The sequence below is a fragment of the Moorena sp. SIO3E8 genome, assembly GCF_010692445.1.
Lineage (GTDB): Bacteria > Cyanobacteriota > Cyanobacteriia > Cyanobacteriales > Coleofasciculaceae > Moorena > Moorena bouillonii.
In genome coordinates this window covers 1-15,179 of the sequence record NZ_JAAHHM010000141.1, presented here as the reverse complement: position 1 = coordinate 15,179, position 15,179 = coordinate 1, and the positions used below count along the sequence as shown (strand labels likewise).

The 15,179-nt window shown below is 43.0% G+C and carries 19 protein-coding genes and 1 pseudogene; 11 read left to right on the top strand and 9 right to left on the bottom strand.

Annotated features, from left to right (window positions below; all coding sequences use genetic code 11):
- A pseudogene (locus tag F6K46_RS32660) lies at nucleotides 1-185 on the bottom strand (acetylmannosamine-6-phosphate 2-epimerase); the annotation flags it as partial.
- A gap of 648 nt (nucleotides 186-833) precedes the next feature.
- Here F6K46_RS32660 and F6K46_RS32655 point away from each other — a divergent pair.
- On the top strand, nucleotides 834-1,010 hold the full coding sequence (locus F6K46_RS32655; RefSeq protein WP_293054212.1) for a hypothetical protein: 177 nt from the start codon (nucleotides 834-836) through the stop codon (nucleotides 1,008-1,010).
- Nucleotides 1,011-1,433: 423 nt separating this feature from the next.
- Entirely contained in the window at nucleotides 1,434-3,263 is a 1,830-nt protein-coding gene (locus tag F6K46_RS32650; RefSeq protein ID WP_293054208.1) for a peroxidase family protein, read from the top strand.
- Here F6K46_RS32650 and F6K46_RS32645 read toward each other — a convergent pair.
- Entirely contained in the window at nucleotides 3,226-5,538 is a 2,313-nt protein-coding gene (locus tag F6K46_RS32645; protein ID WP_366510678.1) for an ATP-binding protein, read from the bottom strand. The two genes, F6K46_RS32650 and F6K46_RS32645, sit on opposite strands and share 38 nt — an antisense overlap.
- Nucleotides 5,539-5,786: 248 nt before the next feature.
- On the bottom strand, nucleotides 5,787-5,936 hold the full coding sequence (locus F6K46_RS32640; RefSeq protein WP_293054205.1) for a hypothetical protein: 150 nt from the start codon (nucleotides 5,934-5,936) through the stop codon (nucleotides 5,787-5,789).
- Nucleotides 5,937-5,998: 62 nt separating this feature from the next.
- Between F6K46_RS32640 and F6K46_RS32635 the strand changes: the two genes are divergently transcribed.
- Nucleotides 5,999-6,265 carry a hypothetical protein gene (locus tag F6K46_RS32635; protein ID WP_293054202.1) on the top strand — a complete coding sequence of 89 codons (267 nt, stop codon included), beginning with the start codon at nucleotides 5,999-6,001 and terminating at the stop codon, nucleotides 6,263-6,265.
- Nucleotides 6,246-6,380 (top strand): hypothetical protein, encoded by a 135-nt coding sequence (locus F6K46_RS32630; RefSeq protein WP_293054199.1) that lies wholly within the window; start codon nucleotides 6,246-6,248, stop codon nucleotides 6,378-6,380. The genes F6K46_RS32635 and F6K46_RS32630 overlap by 20 nt, the downstream gene beginning before the upstream one ends.
- Nucleotides 6,381-6,462: 82 nt before the next feature.
- On the opposite strand, the gene F6K46_RS32625 is transcribed toward F6K46_RS32630, so the two are convergent.
- A complete protein-coding gene (locus F6K46_RS32625; protein WP_366510676.1) occupies nucleotides 6,463-6,753 on the bottom strand; it encodes a type II toxin-antitoxin system RelE/ParE family toxin in 291 nt (96 codons plus the stop codon).
- Nucleotides 6,734-6,976 (bottom strand): hypothetical protein, encoded by a 243-nt coding sequence (locus tag F6K46_RS32620; protein ID WP_293054196.1) that lies wholly within the window; start codon nucleotides 6,974-6,976, stop codon nucleotides 6,734-6,736. The genes F6K46_RS32625 and F6K46_RS32620 overlap by 20 nt, the downstream gene beginning before the upstream one ends.
- A 297-nt stretch (nucleotides 6,977-7,273) precedes the next feature.
- On the opposite strand from F6K46_RS32620, the gene F6K46_RS32615 reads away from it, so the two are divergent.
- The gene (locus F6K46_RS32615) at nucleotides 7,274-7,519 is read left to right on the top strand and encodes a hypothetical protein (protein WP_293054193.1); all 246 of its coding nucleotides are present in this window, start codon (nucleotides 7,274-7,276) and stop codon (nucleotides 7,517-7,519) included.
- Nucleotides 7,520-7,537: 18 nt separating this feature from the next.
- Here the strand turns inward: F6K46_RS32615 and F6K46_RS32610 are convergent, their stop codons facing one another.
- Entirely contained in the window at nucleotides 7,538-7,720 is a 183-nt protein-coding gene (locus F6K46_RS32610) for a hypothetical protein (RefSeq protein WP_293054190.1), read from the bottom strand.
- A gap of 127 nt (nucleotides 7,721-7,847) precedes the next feature.
- Here F6K46_RS32610 and F6K46_RS32605 point away from each other — a divergent pair, with 127 nt between their 5' ends.
- Nucleotides 7,848-8,135: a hypothetical protein gene (locus F6K46_RS32605; protein ID WP_075896913.1), complete on the top strand. Its 288-nt coding sequence runs from the start codon at nucleotides 7,848-7,850 to the stop codon at nucleotides 8,133-8,135.
- 284 nt (nucleotides 8,136-8,419) lie between these two features.
- On the top strand, nucleotides 8,420-9,232 hold the full coding sequence (locus F6K46_RS32600) for a hypothetical protein (RefSeq protein ID WP_293117752.1): 813 nt from the start codon (nucleotides 8,420-8,422) through the stop codon (nucleotides 9,230-9,232).
- Between the two features lie 295 nt (nucleotides 9,233-9,527).
- On the opposite strand, the gene F6K46_RS32595 is transcribed toward F6K46_RS32600, so the two are convergent.
- A complete protein-coding gene (locus F6K46_RS32595; protein ID WP_075896917.1) occupies nucleotides 9,528-9,716 on the bottom strand; it encodes a hypothetical protein in 189 nt (62 codons plus the stop codon).
- Between the two features lie 357 nt (nucleotides 9,717-10,073).
- Between F6K46_RS32595 and F6K46_RS32590 the strand changes: the two genes are divergently transcribed.
- On the top strand, nucleotides 10,074-10,517 hold the full coding sequence (locus F6K46_RS32590) for an Hsp20/alpha crystallin family protein (RefSeq protein ID WP_293054184.1): 444 nt from the start codon (nucleotides 10,074-10,076) through the stop codon (nucleotides 10,515-10,517).
- Nucleotides 10,518-11,092: 575 nt separating this feature from the next.
- Nucleotides 11,093-11,653 carry an outer membrane beta-barrel protein gene (locus F6K46_RS32585; protein WP_158069428.1) on the top strand — a complete coding sequence of 187 codons (561 nt, stop codon included), beginning with the start codon at nucleotides 11,093-11,095 and terminating at the stop codon, nucleotides 11,651-11,653.
- A gap of 45 nt (nucleotides 11,654-11,698) precedes the next feature.
- Here the strand turns inward: F6K46_RS32585 and F6K46_RS32580 are convergent, their stop codons facing one another.
- Entirely contained in the window at nucleotides 11,699-12,649 is a 951-nt protein-coding gene (locus F6K46_RS32580) for an aldo/keto reductase (protein ID WP_293054179.1), read from the bottom strand.
- Nucleotides 12,650-13,053: 404 nt separating this feature from the next.
- Between F6K46_RS32580 and F6K46_RS32575 the strand changes: the two genes are divergently transcribed.
- Together F6K46_RS32575 and F6K46_RS32570 are read left to right on the top strand one after the other, a co-directional pair.
- Nucleotides 13,054-13,824, top strand: coding sequence for a hypothetical protein (locus tag F6K46_RS32575; RefSeq protein ID WP_293054177.1), 771 nt, complete (start codon nucleotides 13,054-13,056; stop codon nucleotides 13,822-13,824).
- 91 nt (nucleotides 13,825-13,915) lie between these two features.
- The gene (locus F6K46_RS32570; RefSeq protein ID WP_081431073.1) at nucleotides 13,916-14,311 is read left to right on the top strand and encodes a nuclear transport factor 2 family protein; all 396 of its coding nucleotides are present in this window, start codon (nucleotides 13,916-13,918) and stop codon (nucleotides 14,309-14,311) included.
- Nucleotides 14,312-14,621: 310 nt separating this feature from the next.
- On the opposite strand, the gene F6K46_RS32565 is transcribed toward F6K46_RS32570, so the two are convergent.
- Entirely contained in the window at nucleotides 14,622-15,008 is a 387-nt protein-coding gene (locus F6K46_RS32565) for an SET domain-containing protein-lysine N-methyltransferase (RefSeq protein ID WP_293054173.1), read from the bottom strand.
- Nucleotides 15,009-15,179: the final 171 nt, after the last annotated feature.

Genomic DNA, 15,179 nt, shown 5'->3' with positions numbered 1-15,179 from the left:
CGCTCTTCCGAGTTGACAGCTGCCACATGGTCAGGTGTATCAATACGCACACCCGATGCCCCCTGATTCATAGAAGCCTGTGCCATAGCGGCAATCACTAGGGGGTTGTGCAGGGGTGAGTCAGGGGGTGCCTGACAAGAAACAATTAGACTATCACGAATTGAATTGAGAGAATTAGCTGCCATGTTGTTGGTGGTTACAGTAACTTATTATCGATATATAGCGGTTCCACAGCATTTATAAAATAGGTTAGGTACAGAAGTTTTTGATTTTAGGGAATAGGGAATAGGGAATAGGGAATAGGGAATAGGGAATAGGGAATAGGGAATAGGGAATAGGGAATAGGGAATAGGGAAAAAATTATGTGTAGCTCATAAATCTAATAACCGTTATCTAGTAATTGGTTTAAGCACTGGGTTTATTATATTATAATATCTCCAGATAATTACCCTTAATAAAAATCTTACCATCTCCCTATCTCCCTATCTCCCCATCTCTCCATCTCTCAGAGCCACGGACTCTTACGGAGATCGCCTTGGTAGTTGTATGTGTTGTGTTTTGACTTTATCGCTTTTTTTGATCAGGTCGTTTTCAGGTAGAGTATCATGTCATCGAGTATCATTTTCTAATAATTTTTATTATTTAAATTTACAGTGTTAGCTAATTAATTAAGCTTGATTTGCCAAGCACTTTACCAGTTTTTCGTTGGTAAACTGACGAGATTATTCAGCCAAAAGAGGTAGAGTTGCTTTACTAAGCAATGGCTACTTTAAATTTTATGCTTTTGTCAACCCCTCTACCTAAATCCTTACACTATAGCGTTTATCATAGCTATGAGGTACACATTATTTTTTCCCTCTTCCCTCTTCCCTCTTCCCTCTTCCCTCTTCCCTCTTCATTCTTCCCTGCTCCCTGCTCCCTGCTCCCTGCTCCCTAAAAACCAGAGATTTGTACCTCATGGGTATAAGACTTGCTATATATTTATCTACAATCAAGATTTATTGGCTTGACAAGATATTGATTTATTGTGTTTCTCTATCCAGATAATCTTTAATTAAAGAATTAAAGATTCTGTAAAACTATATTTTTTTGGCTGTAGATATCCGAAATCCAGCTATCTTTAAATTAGCAAATAGCAGTAATTTTTAATCTTGACTATGGGGTTAATACGGAATAAATTATGTAGCTAAAATAAATACGTAATCACTCGTATAGCCCGTTTTACAAATTATTTACTGGCGAAAAATGAGGGACTTACGTCAAGACTTACTTTAGACAAAAACCTGTGAATCTTGGGGATAACTAAAGTAAATTACCGGCCTTTACCAAACCATGTAGCTACTTTCCAAACACCTTCTTAGAACAGATAAAGTATTTTACTGCATCTACCACATTAGCGGTTGGGATGCAATCTTAACCTAAGTACTAACCTTATGAAAAATCATTTATCTAACTTGGAAGTGGTTAGAAACTTCAAGCCTCGTAAGCTTGGTTTAGCAATAACCACTTTCGCTGCCCTAGGATTTTCCATGTCTGTGCCTGCTGCTGCAGGAGAATTTCGTACTATTAACGGATTTGGTAACAACCTAAATGATCCCACATTGGGTGAAGCCGAAACACCACTACTTCGCCTTCTAACTCCTGCTTACGAGGATGGCTTCAATGCACCAAGAATAACCGGTAGCACCGGCAATCTTCTGCCTAACCCCCGTGACATTAGTAATACGATTGTGCCCCAGAAGGAATTAGTACCTAATTTCCTGAACGCCAGTGACTGGATCTGGCAGTGGGGGCAGTTCATAGATCACGACTTGGATTTGAATGAGGGAGGCTTAGATCGCTCACCAGAAGATTTCACCCCCATCCCAATTAACCCTATTGACATTGCTACTGGTCTTCCGGATCCACTCGCGCCATTGATACCCTTGATCAGGGTTCCTGCAGCTCCAGGCACTGGCACTGGACCTGGCAATCCGCGCCAGCAGATCAACCAGCTAACTTCTTTTATTGATGGTTCACAGGTCTACGGATCTGATTCAGTGCGGGCGGAATTTTTGCGTACTAATGACGGTAGTGGAAAGCTCAAGAGCCAGAGTATCAATGGCCAAGAGCTACTGCCTTTCAACACTGGCGGATTTCCTAATGCCAACACTACCCCTCCTATATCAGGAGAAGAGTTGTTCATCGCTGGCGATGTTCGTGCCAACGAACAAATTGGCTTAACCGCAGTTCACACTTTGTTCGTACGGGAGCACAATCGTCTGGCTGAAGAACTTGCTGAAAAAATTGACGCTGGCGACCCGGTCATTTTGGAGAAGTTACATCAGTCAGGACTTGATCAAGGCGACTTTATCTACGAATCAGTCCGTAAGGTCGTCGGTGCTCAGATTCAGGTAATCACATACAATGAATTCCTACCGCTGCTCATGGGGGATAACCTTTTGGAGGATTACTCTGGCTACGATCCCACAGTTGACCCACGTATCAGTGTGGAATTTGCCAATGCTAACTTTCGCGTTGGCCACACTCTTCTCTCCCCAGAGCTTCAGCGCATTAACAATAACGGCACTTCCCTCGGAAGTATCTCCCTTGCCGATGCCTTCTTCAATCCCCAAGAAGTGATTGATAATGGCGTCGATGCACTGTTTTTGGGTTTAGCTTCCCAGGTGGCTCAAGAGGTTGACAATCAGATAGTGGACGAGGTGCGGAACTTCCTTGCCCCGATTGCCACCGGTGGCTTTGACCTTGCTTCAATCAATATTGCCCGGGCAAGGGAAGTTGGCCTTCCCGGCTACAATCAGGCTCGTGTGGAACTCGGTCTGGATCCGGTCACTGCCTTCTTGACCACCGATACCGAACTTGGGATTACTTCTAACCCAGAAGTAGCAGCTCTATTTGAAAAAATCTACAAGTCTGTAGAGGATGTGGATTTCTGGATTGGAGGAATATCTGAAGACTCCTTCAACGGTGGTTTGGTCGGTGAACTATTCAATACGGTCATCTCAGACCAGTTCACGCGGACACGAGATGGTGACCGATTCTTTTTCCTCAACGATCTCGATCATCTGCTCGCCTTGGCTCCAGATCTAGAAAGCACTCGCCTCTCGGACATTATTCGCCGGAACTCAACGATTACTAAAATCCAGGATAATGCTTTTGTTGTCCCAGAAGATGTGCCGGAACCTAGCAGCATTTTTGGTTTAGTTACACTCCTAGGTTTAGCAGCTATAGCGCAGCGCTATAACTTTCCACCAAAGCCATAACCCTGTACAATAATCCCATCGGTTCTATCGGTTTATATAAGTAATCATCCACTACCTCCATCATCTCTTGTTGCTCTACCTTTGGCACAGTCGGAATTGTTAAAGCCAGAATTTTTACCCCACCGGTTGTGGAGGATTGACGCAGCCATTGAGTCATTTCGTAACCCTCCCTGGTCGGTAACTGCCAATCAATAATGATCGTCTGGGGCTTAAGCAATGCAATTTGTTTGATGGCAGTGGAAGCATCAATCAACCAAATTACTTTATAGCCTGCTGCGGTCAAAATTTCGCAAATTAGGGTAGCAATCTCTTCTTGGTTTTCCACTAAGGCCACAGTGCCTTGAGCTTTGAGAGTTAGGTTGGACTTTGGCAGGGCTTTTTCTGAAATAACTGGTGCCATGGGTTGAGTGGGTAACCAAACTGTAAAACAAGACCCCTCTCCCACTACCGATTCCACCTCAATTTTGCCCCTATGGAGTTCGATTAGCTGTTTGGTTAAGGCTAACCCCAAGCCAGTTCCTTCATACTTGCGACGGTAGGGCGTTTCTAGCTGCTGAAACTTTTGAAACAGTAATGGTAACTGGTCTTGGGCAATACCAATGCCTGTATCTTCCACTTGAAACACTACTAACTGATTTTCTGGCCAGACCCGTAGGATTACTTTACCCCCCTCTGGGGTAAATTTAATCCCATTACTTAAAAGGTTAAACAAAATCTGTGTAACCCGCCGTTGGTCTGCAGAAAAACAGTCCCTTTCTGGTGGCACTCGCCAATCTAGCTGTAGAGTCACCTGCTGTTGGTAGGCTTGTTCGTTTAGGCTACTCAATACCTGATTGGCTAGCTTACTTAAGGAAAATTTGCTGATAGTCAGGACTAACTTTCCTGCTTCAACCTGAGACAAATCCAGAATATCGTTGATCAGTTCTAGCAGGTGTTGCCCATTGTCCTGGATAGTTTTTAAATAGCGCTGTTGCTTTTCGACAGGTAATCTGTGGGAACTGTCCTGACCAAAACACCAGCGCAAGAGTGTAGCTGCCATCCCAATTACGCAGGTTAGAGGGGTGCGCAATTCATGACTCATGGTAGCTAGAAACTCACTCTTAGCAAGATTGGCTGCTTGAGCAGCTTGCAAAGCATCCCGGAGTGCTTGGGTGCGCTCAATTACCCGTTGTTCAAGGGTGTTGTTTTGCTGCTGCACTTGGGAGTATAACTTCGCTTGATAGATGGCAACGGCTAGGTGTTCAGCAATTGCCTGGAGAAAGTTTTTTTCACTGTCCTGCCATCGCCTTGGCTCGAAACACTGATGGGCAATTAGTAGTCCCCACAGGTTGTTTTCGACAATAATTGGTGCGACTAACTTGGCTCGTACTTGATGTCGATGCAACAGTTTAAGTAAGCAATTATGGGTATTATAGCTCTTATCAACATCATCAACAGCAACCGTTGACCCTCGCTGATATTTATGTGTAGAGTTCGGTACATGGGTTAAACATTCCTCCTGCTCAATCACATTCAGCACTGATGGGATACCATCGGAGGCTTTAGCTTCGTAGGTAATACAACCCCAGCCTAATTCAGTGGCAGCAGCAGGTGCTGGCTCTAGTGCTGTGGGACTAGAGCTGTAAGGAAAGTCAAATTGATAGATTACTAATCGGTCTACTTCTAAAAAGTGTCGTACCCGTTCAACTGCTGTGGTCAGGATCAGCGGTAACTCTTGGCTTTGACGGATTTGACTGGTCACCTGATTGAGCAATCGCTCTTGCTCAACCTGCTGGTGCAGTGCTTCTGCTACGGGTTGACAAATGGACGCATAGGGATAATCTGGCTCTGCTAATGGTGGAACATCGGTGCTGTAGTCACACAGAATATCGATTAATGATAGGGTAAATTCGCTCTGGATATCTGGATTATTGGGTTTGAGGGAAGCTTGAGCCCTCTTGATTAGGTTGAGAATATCCTCAGAGGTGTCAACTTCTAATGGTGAGGTTAGGTAGGAGTCCTTGAGATGGGTAAGAAAGTTTGCGATCGCATCCGGAGCGAAGGTCAATCCCACTTGGTACAGTCTCATCAGAGAGTCATACCCAGTTAAGGTCTCCGGTTGGGCTTCCCCCCACAGTAGACAACTGAACTGTTCTGATCCGATCAGGGTAAACCTCTGGCTCTGAGCCTCAGTACTCACCCTCTGATTTACCAAAATATCAGACTTTAGGAGTATTGCCTCTTCGGCCAAGGTTGACTTCATCTCGTCTAATCGCTGATCCAGACGTTCGAACACAGCCAAGGGCAAAATTCTGAGGAATTTTGGATTACTAAATAATTTGGTAGGTGGAATTAACGATAACACCTGCTGCCTGGTGGGCTAAATTGCCTGAATGGTGTGGATAATAGCTTCTTTGATGGTAGTTGATTTTTCTCCACCTGCTTATACGTATTCCCCTAGTTTACCACATTTTAGCTTTGCGTGCAGCGTGGTAAGCGTGGTAAGCGTGGTAAATATGATAAAAATAAATATGGTAAGTGTGGTTAACACGCCCAGGGAGAGGGTAGAAGTAATTGCTTTGGTTGGTTAATAAAGTACCAAACTAGATGGCGATGTTCCGTTCGCGCAGCGTCTGGCACTGCCAGTAACGAACCGCTTCGCGAACGCACTATTTTTTTAGTAATGTTTAACATCGGTAATAAGGAGTAAAACTAAAATACAATAGATAAATAGATCAGATTAAAAGTGATCAGACATGACACCAGAAGAAAGATTAACTCAAGTAGAGAACTTGTTAGAGACAGCAGCACGATACATTAATCGCCATAGTCAGACCATTGAGCAAAATCAAGCAGACATCACTCAATTACGAGTTTCTCTGAATGAGACCTTAAGATTGTTTTCTGAGTTAGCCACCTATCAACGTCAAAGTCAAGAGGAGATTCGTCAAAATCAAAAAGAAATACGACGGATTTGGGAATATTTATTAAATCAAAGCGGTAATGGACGCTCCGGGAATTAAACTTCTAGCATTGTACCACTGGTTTGGTGCGTTATTAACCGACCAAACTAGAACGCGATGCTCCTTGGCCTTTGGGCCACGCTACGCGAATGGAGCCGCTACGCGAACGCACTAAAACAAGGGAATTACTGGGATTTAAAATTAGCCACAATTTTCGGGATTTTGTCGGATGTAATATCTCCTTGATATGACTTTGATTAAATAGTAACCAAAATAATGTTATTTGAAGTTTTTAGGTAGTAAATAAAGCGGTAACCGCCACTTTTACCCTTTTGAATATTACTATTCCTAACCCTGACCTTGAATACCGTGTAGGGAATGCTTGGGATCTGATCCCCAATAATTTCACCTGACTGTAACTGATCAATAATCGGCTGGACATCAGAGCGGATATTACGATACCGCTTGGCTAGATTGCGTAGGCTTCTCTTGAATTCAGGTGTAACCTTGATTTGGATTTTGGCTGGTTCATTCTGGATCAATCCCATCCCACAGCTGTGAAACAGGAAGTGTATTCCCTGTCATGGCTTCTTGCCATCCCTGACGAAAGCTTTCTTCTGCCGTATCCTGTGTAACACTCTCACCAAACAAACGAACTATCTGCAACAAATTGGGTAAGTATTCTTGGGGAGTTTGCTGTATTTCCTCAATAACTTGTTCGAGTATTTCTGTGGTAGTAGCATTATCAGCTACAAAATTTTTGTCTGTCATTCTCCTACCTTAAAGTTAGCAATACTATGATTACTATAGCAGTTTTGACTTGGGTTAGTTAATTTCGTTATCAGGAGTAGCGAGTAGCGATAATAGTTTGGTAAGAGGGGGTAGTGTGGGGAGAAGGGGGAGAGGGGAGAGAGAATAAGTAGTTGATAGGGTGGGTTAATAACGGACCAAAATTAAACGCTATGTTATGTTCGCGAACGCACTATTTTTTTACTAAGACTTGATTTCCGTAATAAGGATAAAAAAAGAATATAATAGATAAATCTCTCAAATTAAAAGTGATCAGACATGACACCAGAAGAAAGATTAACTCAAGTAGAGAACTTGTTAGAGACAGCAGCACGATACATTAATCGTCACTCTCAGACCATCGAGGAAAATCAAGCAGAAATTACTCAATTACGAGTTTCCCTCAATGAGACCTTAAAATTGTTTTCCGAGTTAGCAACCTATCAACGTCAAAATCAAGAGGAAATACGACGGATTTGGGAATATTTATTAAATCAAAGCAATAATGGACGCTCCGGGAATTAAACCTCTAGCAGTTTCCGACTAGTTTGGTGCGTTATTAACCCACCAAACTATAACGCGATGTTTCGTTCGTGCAGCGTCTGGCACTGCCAGTAAGGAACCGCTTTCCGATGCTCCTTGGCCTTGGCCTATTGGCCACGCTACGCGAATGGGCCACGCTACGCGAATGGAGCCCCTACGCGAACGCACTAATTTTGTAAGCATTCAGCCTACGGCTATCACCATCTGTAGCGCATATGCTTACCTAATTTTTTAGTAATGTTTAATATCATAAATAAGGATAAAAAAAAGAATATAATAGATAAATCTCTCAAATTAAAAGTGATCAGACATGACACCAGAAGAAAGATTAACTCAAGTAGAGAACTTGTTAGAGACAGCAGCACGATACATTAATCGTCACTCTCAAACCATCGAGCAAAATCAAGCAGAAATTACTCAATTACGAGTTTCTCTGAATGAGACCTTAAAATTGTTTTCGGATTTGGCAACCTATCAACGTCAAAGTCAAGAGGAAATTCGTCAAAGTCAAGCAGAGATTCGCCAAAATCAAGAGGAAATACGACGGATTTGGGAATATTTATTAAATCAAAGCGGTAATGGACGCTCCGGGAATTAAACCTCTAGCGGTTTGGGAGTGTAAACAGAAAATTGATGGATAAAGGGCACCATCCCCCTGTCGTGATTGGCCTTTGGGCCACGCTACGCGATGCTCGGTACGAGCCGCTACGCGAACAGAAAAGGTGAATTTTTCTTGCATTCGAGAGCAATAATTTGATCACCTAGATAGAATTTAGACTGACAAAGTGAAAAATGTGCTGGCTACTCGACCTGGGTAGCCGGAAAAAGTCAATCAGGGAATCTCCATCTCATTTCTTTGTTGACGTTCGAGTAGAAACCTCGATGATAAACAATAGCTGTTCTGTGCTTGATTCCCTTTGCAATCTACAACCAAATCCAAACCAAGAAGACCACACTGGTGCTACTAGTCAAGGGATTGTAGTGATTTCTCCCCTAGATGACCTTGAAACTGGTGAAGATTTGGCTACTACTGGTGATTTGGATATCACCAATGGCCCGATTAACGTCAAGCCCCCTATAGAGAGTCAAAGAATTATAGATTTTGATGACATTGACCAAGTGTTTGATCTCGAAATTCAGCCTCAAGATGGAACAACCGCGAATATCACCAAGATTGAAATTAGTAGTCATCGAACAGTAGACCCAGATGACCCTCTCGTCAAGGTCAGTAGCAGGGCGACGGCTATTAATAGGATTAGTCCCAATCCCTTGGCCAAAGGCCACGCTACGGGAACAGGCAACTCTGGTGGCGGTGTGGTAATGGTCAGCAGTAGCAGCACGGCTACCAGTACCATTAGTGACAATACCTCAGGGGATTTAAGGAATCGCATTTCCAGTATCCATGGCACAGCCATGGTTTCCAGCACCATAAGTAACCCTAACACCAATAATTATCACGTTAGTGGTGCCGCCGGTGTCACCACTGGTAACAACAACCCGATTAGTAATCCGGATGATGTTACCGATGGACCTGACAATCTCCTTGAGGGCATCGTTGGTACTATTACCAATCCCATTGATTCCCTACTTGGTTCCTTCCAGACTCCATCTCTGTTCACTCCATCTCTGTTCACTTCATCTCTAGGTTTTCCTAGTTCTGGGATTGATCTTGACCAGAGTCGTTCGCTTATTTGAGCAATTTGTGGGCATCACTCCTAATATTGGTGCCTTTGCAGCTCAACCCGAAATAGGACTTGACCTGTTCAAGGACTAAAAATCATTGTCTTGATGCAGTCGCTCATGGGGGTAACCCCCAAGACCGCGCTGCATCGCTTCGACCTTTGCCCTAGTAATCAGTCTATTTAGTGTTGAGGCTTAGGTGTTAGGTGTTGGGAGTTAAGTGTTAGGTTAATGGTGTTAGTTAGTAGTTAACGCCTAATACCCAGTTATTAATACCTAGTTATTAGAGTCTACTCGAGAAAAGTATAGGTTAAGTTTCTCTAAAATACTGGGTTAGGTTGTTGAGGGCCTCTGTAGCACTTTCAATTGCAGAAGATAATTCTTCAATGCGCTCAGAGTGAGCTTTACCTTCAATTTCTTTTTTCAGCAGTGCTTGTAATTTCAGAATCAATTCTTTTTGGTAGCTGACTGAATGGGTAAAATCTGTGGATTCCATCATCGGACTTAACTGAATTGCTTTACCTGATACCTGTTCGCGTAGCGTGCGCGTAGCGCATTAGCTGACCACTGAATTCGAGTTTACCGAACCCAATTGTATTCAGTTTACCGTAATTTATATCAACGTTAACTATAGCAGTTTCTTACTATTCCCGATTCCCGATTCCCGATTCCCGATTCCCGATTCCCGATTCCCAGAAACCCTGTTCCCTATTGAACATTTATTCATAACGGCAATCCCTATAAAGTTAGTGATAAAAACCGAATTGTCACTGCTATTGTGAAGTCATACCATAATAATCAAAGGCCAGAAAACCAGGCTGAATCGATTAAACAATTACAACTTGGAGGAAGAGCTATGACTCTAGTTCGTTGGAACCCCTGGAAAGACATCAACACCCTACAACGGGAAATTGACCAGCTATTTGACCATAGTTTTGTGCCCACTACTTTGCGAGAGTTTGGTCATTTAAAAAATGTTCCTGCTGCTGAACTAACCCAAACTGAAGATGCTATCACTCTGAAATTGGAAGTTCCAGGAATGGAAGCCAAAGACTTGAATGTAGAAGTCACAGATACTGTTGTTGCTATCAGTGGAGAACGGAAAGAGGAAACCAATACTGACGAAAAAGGCGTCAAGCGGTCTGAATTCCGTTATGGTAAATTCCAGCGGATAATTCCTTTACCGGTTCGGGTTCAAAATACCAAAGTTGAGGCTGAGTACAAAGACGGTATCTTGAATCTGACCTTGCCCAAAGCTGAAGAGGAAAAAAACAAAGTTGTCAAGGTTAACTTGAACTAACTCCCTGGTTAGCTCAGTAGCTGGTTAGCTCAGTGGCAGGCTAACTAGACTTGGGACAATTAGTTAGCTACTTGAGTTTAGTAAGCATTCAGCGTGTCGCCTATCAGCGTGTCGCGTATCAGCTAATAGACTACTTGAGGTGCTATCAGCCAAAGGCTTGTCAAAGGCTCGCGCGAATGGCTGACGGCTGACGGCTGACGGCTGAATGCTTACGGAGTTTAGACTAAATCGTTACTTCAAAAAGCGATCGCTATCTCAACAAGCGATCGCTTTTTGTTTACATATATAGCACTACCTATTAAGGTGTTTGACATTGATACAAGCTCAAAAGCTTTTGTACTAAACTGTTGCCTTTTGTATGCAAGCCTCTTGCCTTGCGAGTAGCGCTATACCAGTTCTCAATGGGGTGGCGACAAAATCATCCTATCATTCAGCAACGCCATCACTGGAGTCAATCGGATATTTTTCTGTAACTTATCCGGATAACTCAACTCGGCTGAGAAATAGAAAAATAGTAGATGCACCTTGATAGCCATCCCCCTGCAATCAAAGCGGGGGGTTTTTTAATTATAACCATGAAACCGATGAAAGCCATACTCAAATCTGCCGCAACTTCTCTAATCTTAATGATTGCTATGGTTCTATCTGCTAGCCCTGGCTCTGCTCAACCTGATGGATTAAAGGGTAGCTACGTGGGAATTAGTAACGATGGCAGCACAATCAGTAATGATATCCTCAATCCCTTTGAGAATTTGCTGGGAATTGGATCAAACTCAAGCGATGAAAGGATTGGTAGCATGTATCAAGGTCGTATTGATCTGCCCAATTTACCAATTTCAGTGCGTGGTGCAGCGTTTCTCTCGGACAAAGGTCGTGCTCTCGAGCCAACAATTACCTACGATGTACCGGTTGCCAGCAATACTAACATTTATGTTGGTGGAGGCTATACCTTTGTGAACAACGAGGAGATCACCACTCCTTTAGGTAATCAAAATTCAGCCGTATTGACTGCTGGTGTAGAAGCAGCAGTCAATGACTACACCATAATCTACGGCAGCGGCAGATTAAGCCTTAGTGATGAAAACAACGATACTTCCCCAGTTAAATTGCAATTTGGTGCAGGCTATCGTTTCTAAAATCTATTGCTCAATCGTAATGGTAGGGGCGCTTCCCTAGGGCATTTATTTTAACCAAAGACGAGTCACTTGTTCCAACTGAGTGACATCCTCCTGACTCAAAGCCCAACCCAAAGCCCCTGCATTGTCTTGCACCTGTTGTGCGGTCTTAGCACCGGGAATCGGGATTACTCCATCTTGAGCAATCAGCCAGTTAAGGGCAACTTGAGCTGGTTTTCGCTCATACTTTTCCCCTAACTGACTCAGTAGCTTTAGCACAGGGGCAATTTTTTCTAAACGACTTTTGCTAAAGCGGGGGTCAATTGCCCTAGCTCCAGTGGGTTTGATATAGCTCTCTACCGTATACTTGCCAGTGAGTAACCCTTGAGCTAAGGGACTGTAAGCCAGAATAGTCACACCTAACTCACGCGCTTTATCAAAAATACCGTTGGTCTCAATTTTCCGATGCAACAGAGAATATTGCACCTGATTCACCGCTAGGGGTATGCCACGGGCTGCTAAGTAACTGTGAGCTTCTGCCATTTGCTTAGCGGAATAGTTACTCACACCAACTGCTCCAATCCGACCACGCTTCACTTCATCAGCTAGAGCATTCATCAACGTCTGTTGGCTGATCAAGAAACTAAAAGGCATATGTACTTGGTACAGTTCCACTTGCTCGACTTGCAAACGTTTCAAACTGTCGCTCAAGGCATCAGAAACTGACTGAGCGGTAAATCGCCAGGGTAAGGGAAAATACTTAGTGGCAATCTGGGCTTTCCGTCCCAGCTGCTTCATAAACCGTCCGATCAGGGATTCGGATTCTCCGAGTCCATATACCTCAGCGGTGTCAAAAAAGTTAATCCCAGCATCCAAGGTTGCCTCGAAGGCTTCTTTTACCTGAGTAGTGCCGTAGTCACTGCCATAGTTCCAAAACAGCTTGTCTCCCCATGACCACGTCCCAATTCCCAAGGCTGTGACCATCGGACCATCCTGACCTAACCTGATTGTCTGCATTCTCAACACTCCAGCTCTTAACATTTCTTAATATTCTTTCAGTTTATCGTGGCTTAGTCAGCTATCAGCTTGGTTGAAAGTTGAAAGTTGAAAGTTGAAAGTTGAAAGTTGAAAGTTGAAAGTTAAAAGTTGAAAGTTAAAAGTTGAATGTTGAATGTTGAATGTTGAAAGTTGAAAGTTGAATGTTGAATGTTGAATTTTGAAAGTTGAATGTTGAATGTTGAAAGTTGAAAGTTGAAAGTTGAATGTTGAATGTTGAAAGTTGAATGTTGACCATAAAGTAGACTAAGCACTGACTCCCTGACGCATTCAGCTATTAATAAAACTAAGCTAGGAAGAAATTGCTGCTGAAGAAGGCTTGATTTGGGAGCCTCTAAACCTTTATTGTGCTTTGGTTGTGTAATATGGTTACTCCTGTGCCGCGTCATTCCCAACAGCACTCTCAAACCCTTGACCAGGGGCAAGGTATGAATATAGACTCATACATCAACATTGAGCAAGAACAAATTACACGCTCCCGCGTGCTATTTCATAGCATTCGCTTTGATTTAAATCAAGACATTCTTACAAAAATTAAACAAGCACAACAGACTGGTCACGGCCTTGATATTTCCGGAGAGTTGCTTAGTGATTTACGCCATTTAGCTCTGCTGGATTGGGAAAACCGCCTCCAGTCTGGATTGACGTTTTCTACGTACTATCTACCAGTTGATCGGGCACAGGCACTGATGCGGAGTGTGATTGCCCTTGATGGAGAAATCGTTCACCAGATCAAGAGAGACTGTCTGGAGAATCCCGACTTTTGTTGTCAAATTGCTGACGCTCATTACTGGCTGATCACTCAAATCTTGGCTCAGCTACGCCTGAAACCATCACCCAACTTCCCTAAGCTGGCTTGGGGACTATCAGCGCTGATGATAATCCTGGTGATTCTGGCAGTGCTGGTAATTCCTGGCGTATTACAGCTAATACTTGCTCAACCCTGGAGATGGTTGATTATTATAGTGGGCATAGTCAGCTGTGGTCTACTTCTAGTAATACTACAATGGCTGCTACGTTCATGTTTAATCAGGATTGCGCCTTGGATGTTGCGTCAGCTATTGTCAGGTTTGCTCTCGGCCAAGCCTGGTCCTAAGAAAATTGCTAAACGTATTCTGGCATGGTTATTGCCGTGATTAGTGATCAGTCTGTGATCTGCCTTTTGCCTTTTGGCTGGGATTATTCGTTAAGGGCAGAATTTAACAGATAATAGAAAGGTTAAGTTAGATGGAAACTATGTCAACAGAAGCGATCGCATCAGTCATCAATGTCTATTTTACTAACATGGCCGCCATGAATCCAGGAGGCTGGGTAGAGATTTTTGCTGAAGATGCAGTGATTTATGACCCAGTGGGAAAGCCACCAATCAACGTCTCTGAGGACTCTGAGAAGTTCTTTGCACTACTGTCTAGCTTCTTTAACAACTTTGAAATCTCACAAGAGCAAATTTTTATTGCTGGCAATGGGGCAGCGGTAAAGTGGAAGATGCAGGTGTCTGCTAAGAATGGTCGTGAGGCTACTGCTGAAGGCATCAGTGTTTTTGAAATCAATGATGACGGTAAGATTCAACAGGTTTTGTCCTACTGGAATGAAGCAGAAATGATGGCTAAACTAAAGGGCTAATTCCCAAGTGGTGTTGGCTCTTCCGCCATCAGCAAATCAGCTGTTGAAAAAAAAATAACCCCTGAGTCTGTTGCTGTGATCTCACAGCTCGACCAACTAAGGGGTGTCCATGGCTGAATTGCGTAAGCTATTTACTACTATCCACAGCGGCTGTATGCGATCGCGTTTTCCCAAAATTAACCAAAATGTATAACTTCAGGGTAAGGCGAGCTGGTAAAGTGTTTTTTAAATTTAGAATACACTAAATATATGTGACTCAGAAAATTAGATCAGGATTCATGAATTATATCCCAGGAATTGCTAACAATTATTAAACAAATTTTTTGGCATCAGCATACTCATCAATGTTGGTGTATAATAATGTAACTTCTTGACTTTTATTAATAGTTTTATCTGCGATTAAATGTGACCATAAACCAATTTCATCTTCGATCCAGTCCACACGAGCATTCGGGTTTTCTGCGTGATTACAAAGAGAAGCTAAACCAAAAACAATATATCCATTCAAATTTTTACTTTTGCCATATTCTAACGGCTTGACGAAGTAATACTTGAATATTTCCGTTTCATTTATGTTTGGTATTTTTTCTATAGAAAAAATACCAACAGGAGCAACTTCAATTAATGTTCCTTGGGGAATATCCTGTGTCGCAATAATGCCCCTTCCTTTATTAGGAATGTTGTTGACTTCAATCATTGATTATTTCCAATTGATAATTTTTAACCATCAATTTATGTTATGGTAAGCATTCAGCTATCAGTCGTCAGCCGTCAGCTTAAAACAAGCTATTCGGCTGACGATCTCAACGGACTCAAAGCCAAAGACTATGAATTCCTGGCTCGGGCACCTCAAGTAGCGTGGCCGTTC

Excerpts from the sequence above, each read along its gene's own strand:
- F6K46_RS32655 (WP_293054212.1), top strand. The coding sequence starts at position 834 with ATGAGGTACACATTATTTTTTCCCTCTTCCCTCTTCCCTCTTCCCTCT.
- F6K46_RS32650 (WP_293054208.1), top strand. The coding sequence starts at position 1,434 with ATGAAAAATCATTTATCTAACTTGGAAGTGGTTAGAAACTTCAAGCCT.
- F6K46_RS32640 (WP_293054205.1), bottom strand. The coding sequence starts at position 5,936 with ATGTTAAACATTACTAAAAAAATAGTGCGTTCGCGAAGCGGTTCGTTA.
- F6K46_RS32635 (WP_293054202.1), top strand. The coding sequence starts at position 5,999 with ATGACACCAGAAGAAAGATTAACTCAAGTAGAGAACTTGTTAGAGACA.
- F6K46_RS32630 (WP_293054199.1), top strand. The coding sequence starts at position 6,246 with ATGGACGCTCCGGGAATTAAACTTCTAGCATTGTACCACTGGTTTGGT.
- F6K46_RS32625 (WP_366510676.1), bottom strand. The coding sequence starts at position 6,753 with ATGGGATTGATCCAGAATGAACCAGCCAAAATCCAAATCAAGGTTACA.
- F6K46_RS32620 (WP_293054196.1), bottom strand. The coding sequence starts at position 6,976 with ATGACAGACAAAAATTTTGTAGCTGATAATGCTACTACCACAGAAATA.
- F6K46_RS32615 (WP_293054193.1), top strand. The coding sequence starts at position 7,274 with ATGACACCAGAAGAAAGATTAACTCAAGTAGAGAACTTGTTAGAGACA.
- F6K46_RS32610 (WP_293054190.1), bottom strand. The coding sequence starts at position 7,720 with ATGCTTACAAAATTAGTGCGTTCGCGTAGGGGCTCCATTCGCGTAGCG.
- F6K46_RS32605 (WP_075896913.1), top strand. The coding sequence starts at position 7,848 with ATGACACCAGAAGAAAGATTAACTCAAGTAGAGAACTTGTTAGAGACA.
- F6K46_RS32600 (WP_293117752.1), top strand. The coding sequence starts at position 8,420 with ATGATAAACAATAGCTGTTCTGTGCTTGATTCCCTTTGCAATCTACAA.
- F6K46_RS32595 (WP_075896917.1), bottom strand. The coding sequence starts at position 9,716 with ATGATGGAATCCACAGATTTTACCCATTCAGTCAGCTACCAAAAAGAA.
- F6K46_RS32590 (WP_293054184.1), top strand. The coding sequence starts at position 10,074 with ATGACTCTAGTTCGTTGGAACCCCTGGAAAGACATCAACACCCTACAA.
- F6K46_RS32585 (WP_158069428.1), top strand. The coding sequence starts at position 11,093 with ATGAAACCGATGAAAGCCATACTCAAATCTGCCGCAACTTCTCTAATC.
- F6K46_RS32580 (WP_293054179.1), bottom strand. The coding sequence starts at position 12,649 with ATGCAGACAATCAGGTTAGGTCAGGATGGTCCGATGGTCACAGCCTTG.
- F6K46_RS32575 (WP_293054177.1), top strand. The coding sequence starts at position 13,054 with ATGGTTACTCCTGTGCCGCGTCATTCCCAACAGCACTCTCAAACCCTT.
- F6K46_RS32570 (WP_081431073.1), top strand. The coding sequence starts at position 13,916 with ATGGAAACTATGTCAACAGAAGCGATCGCATCAGTCATCAATGTCTAT.
- F6K46_RS32565 (WP_293054173.1), bottom strand. The coding sequence starts at position 15,008 with ATGATTGAAGTCAACAACATTCCTAATAAAGGAAGGGGCATTATTGCG.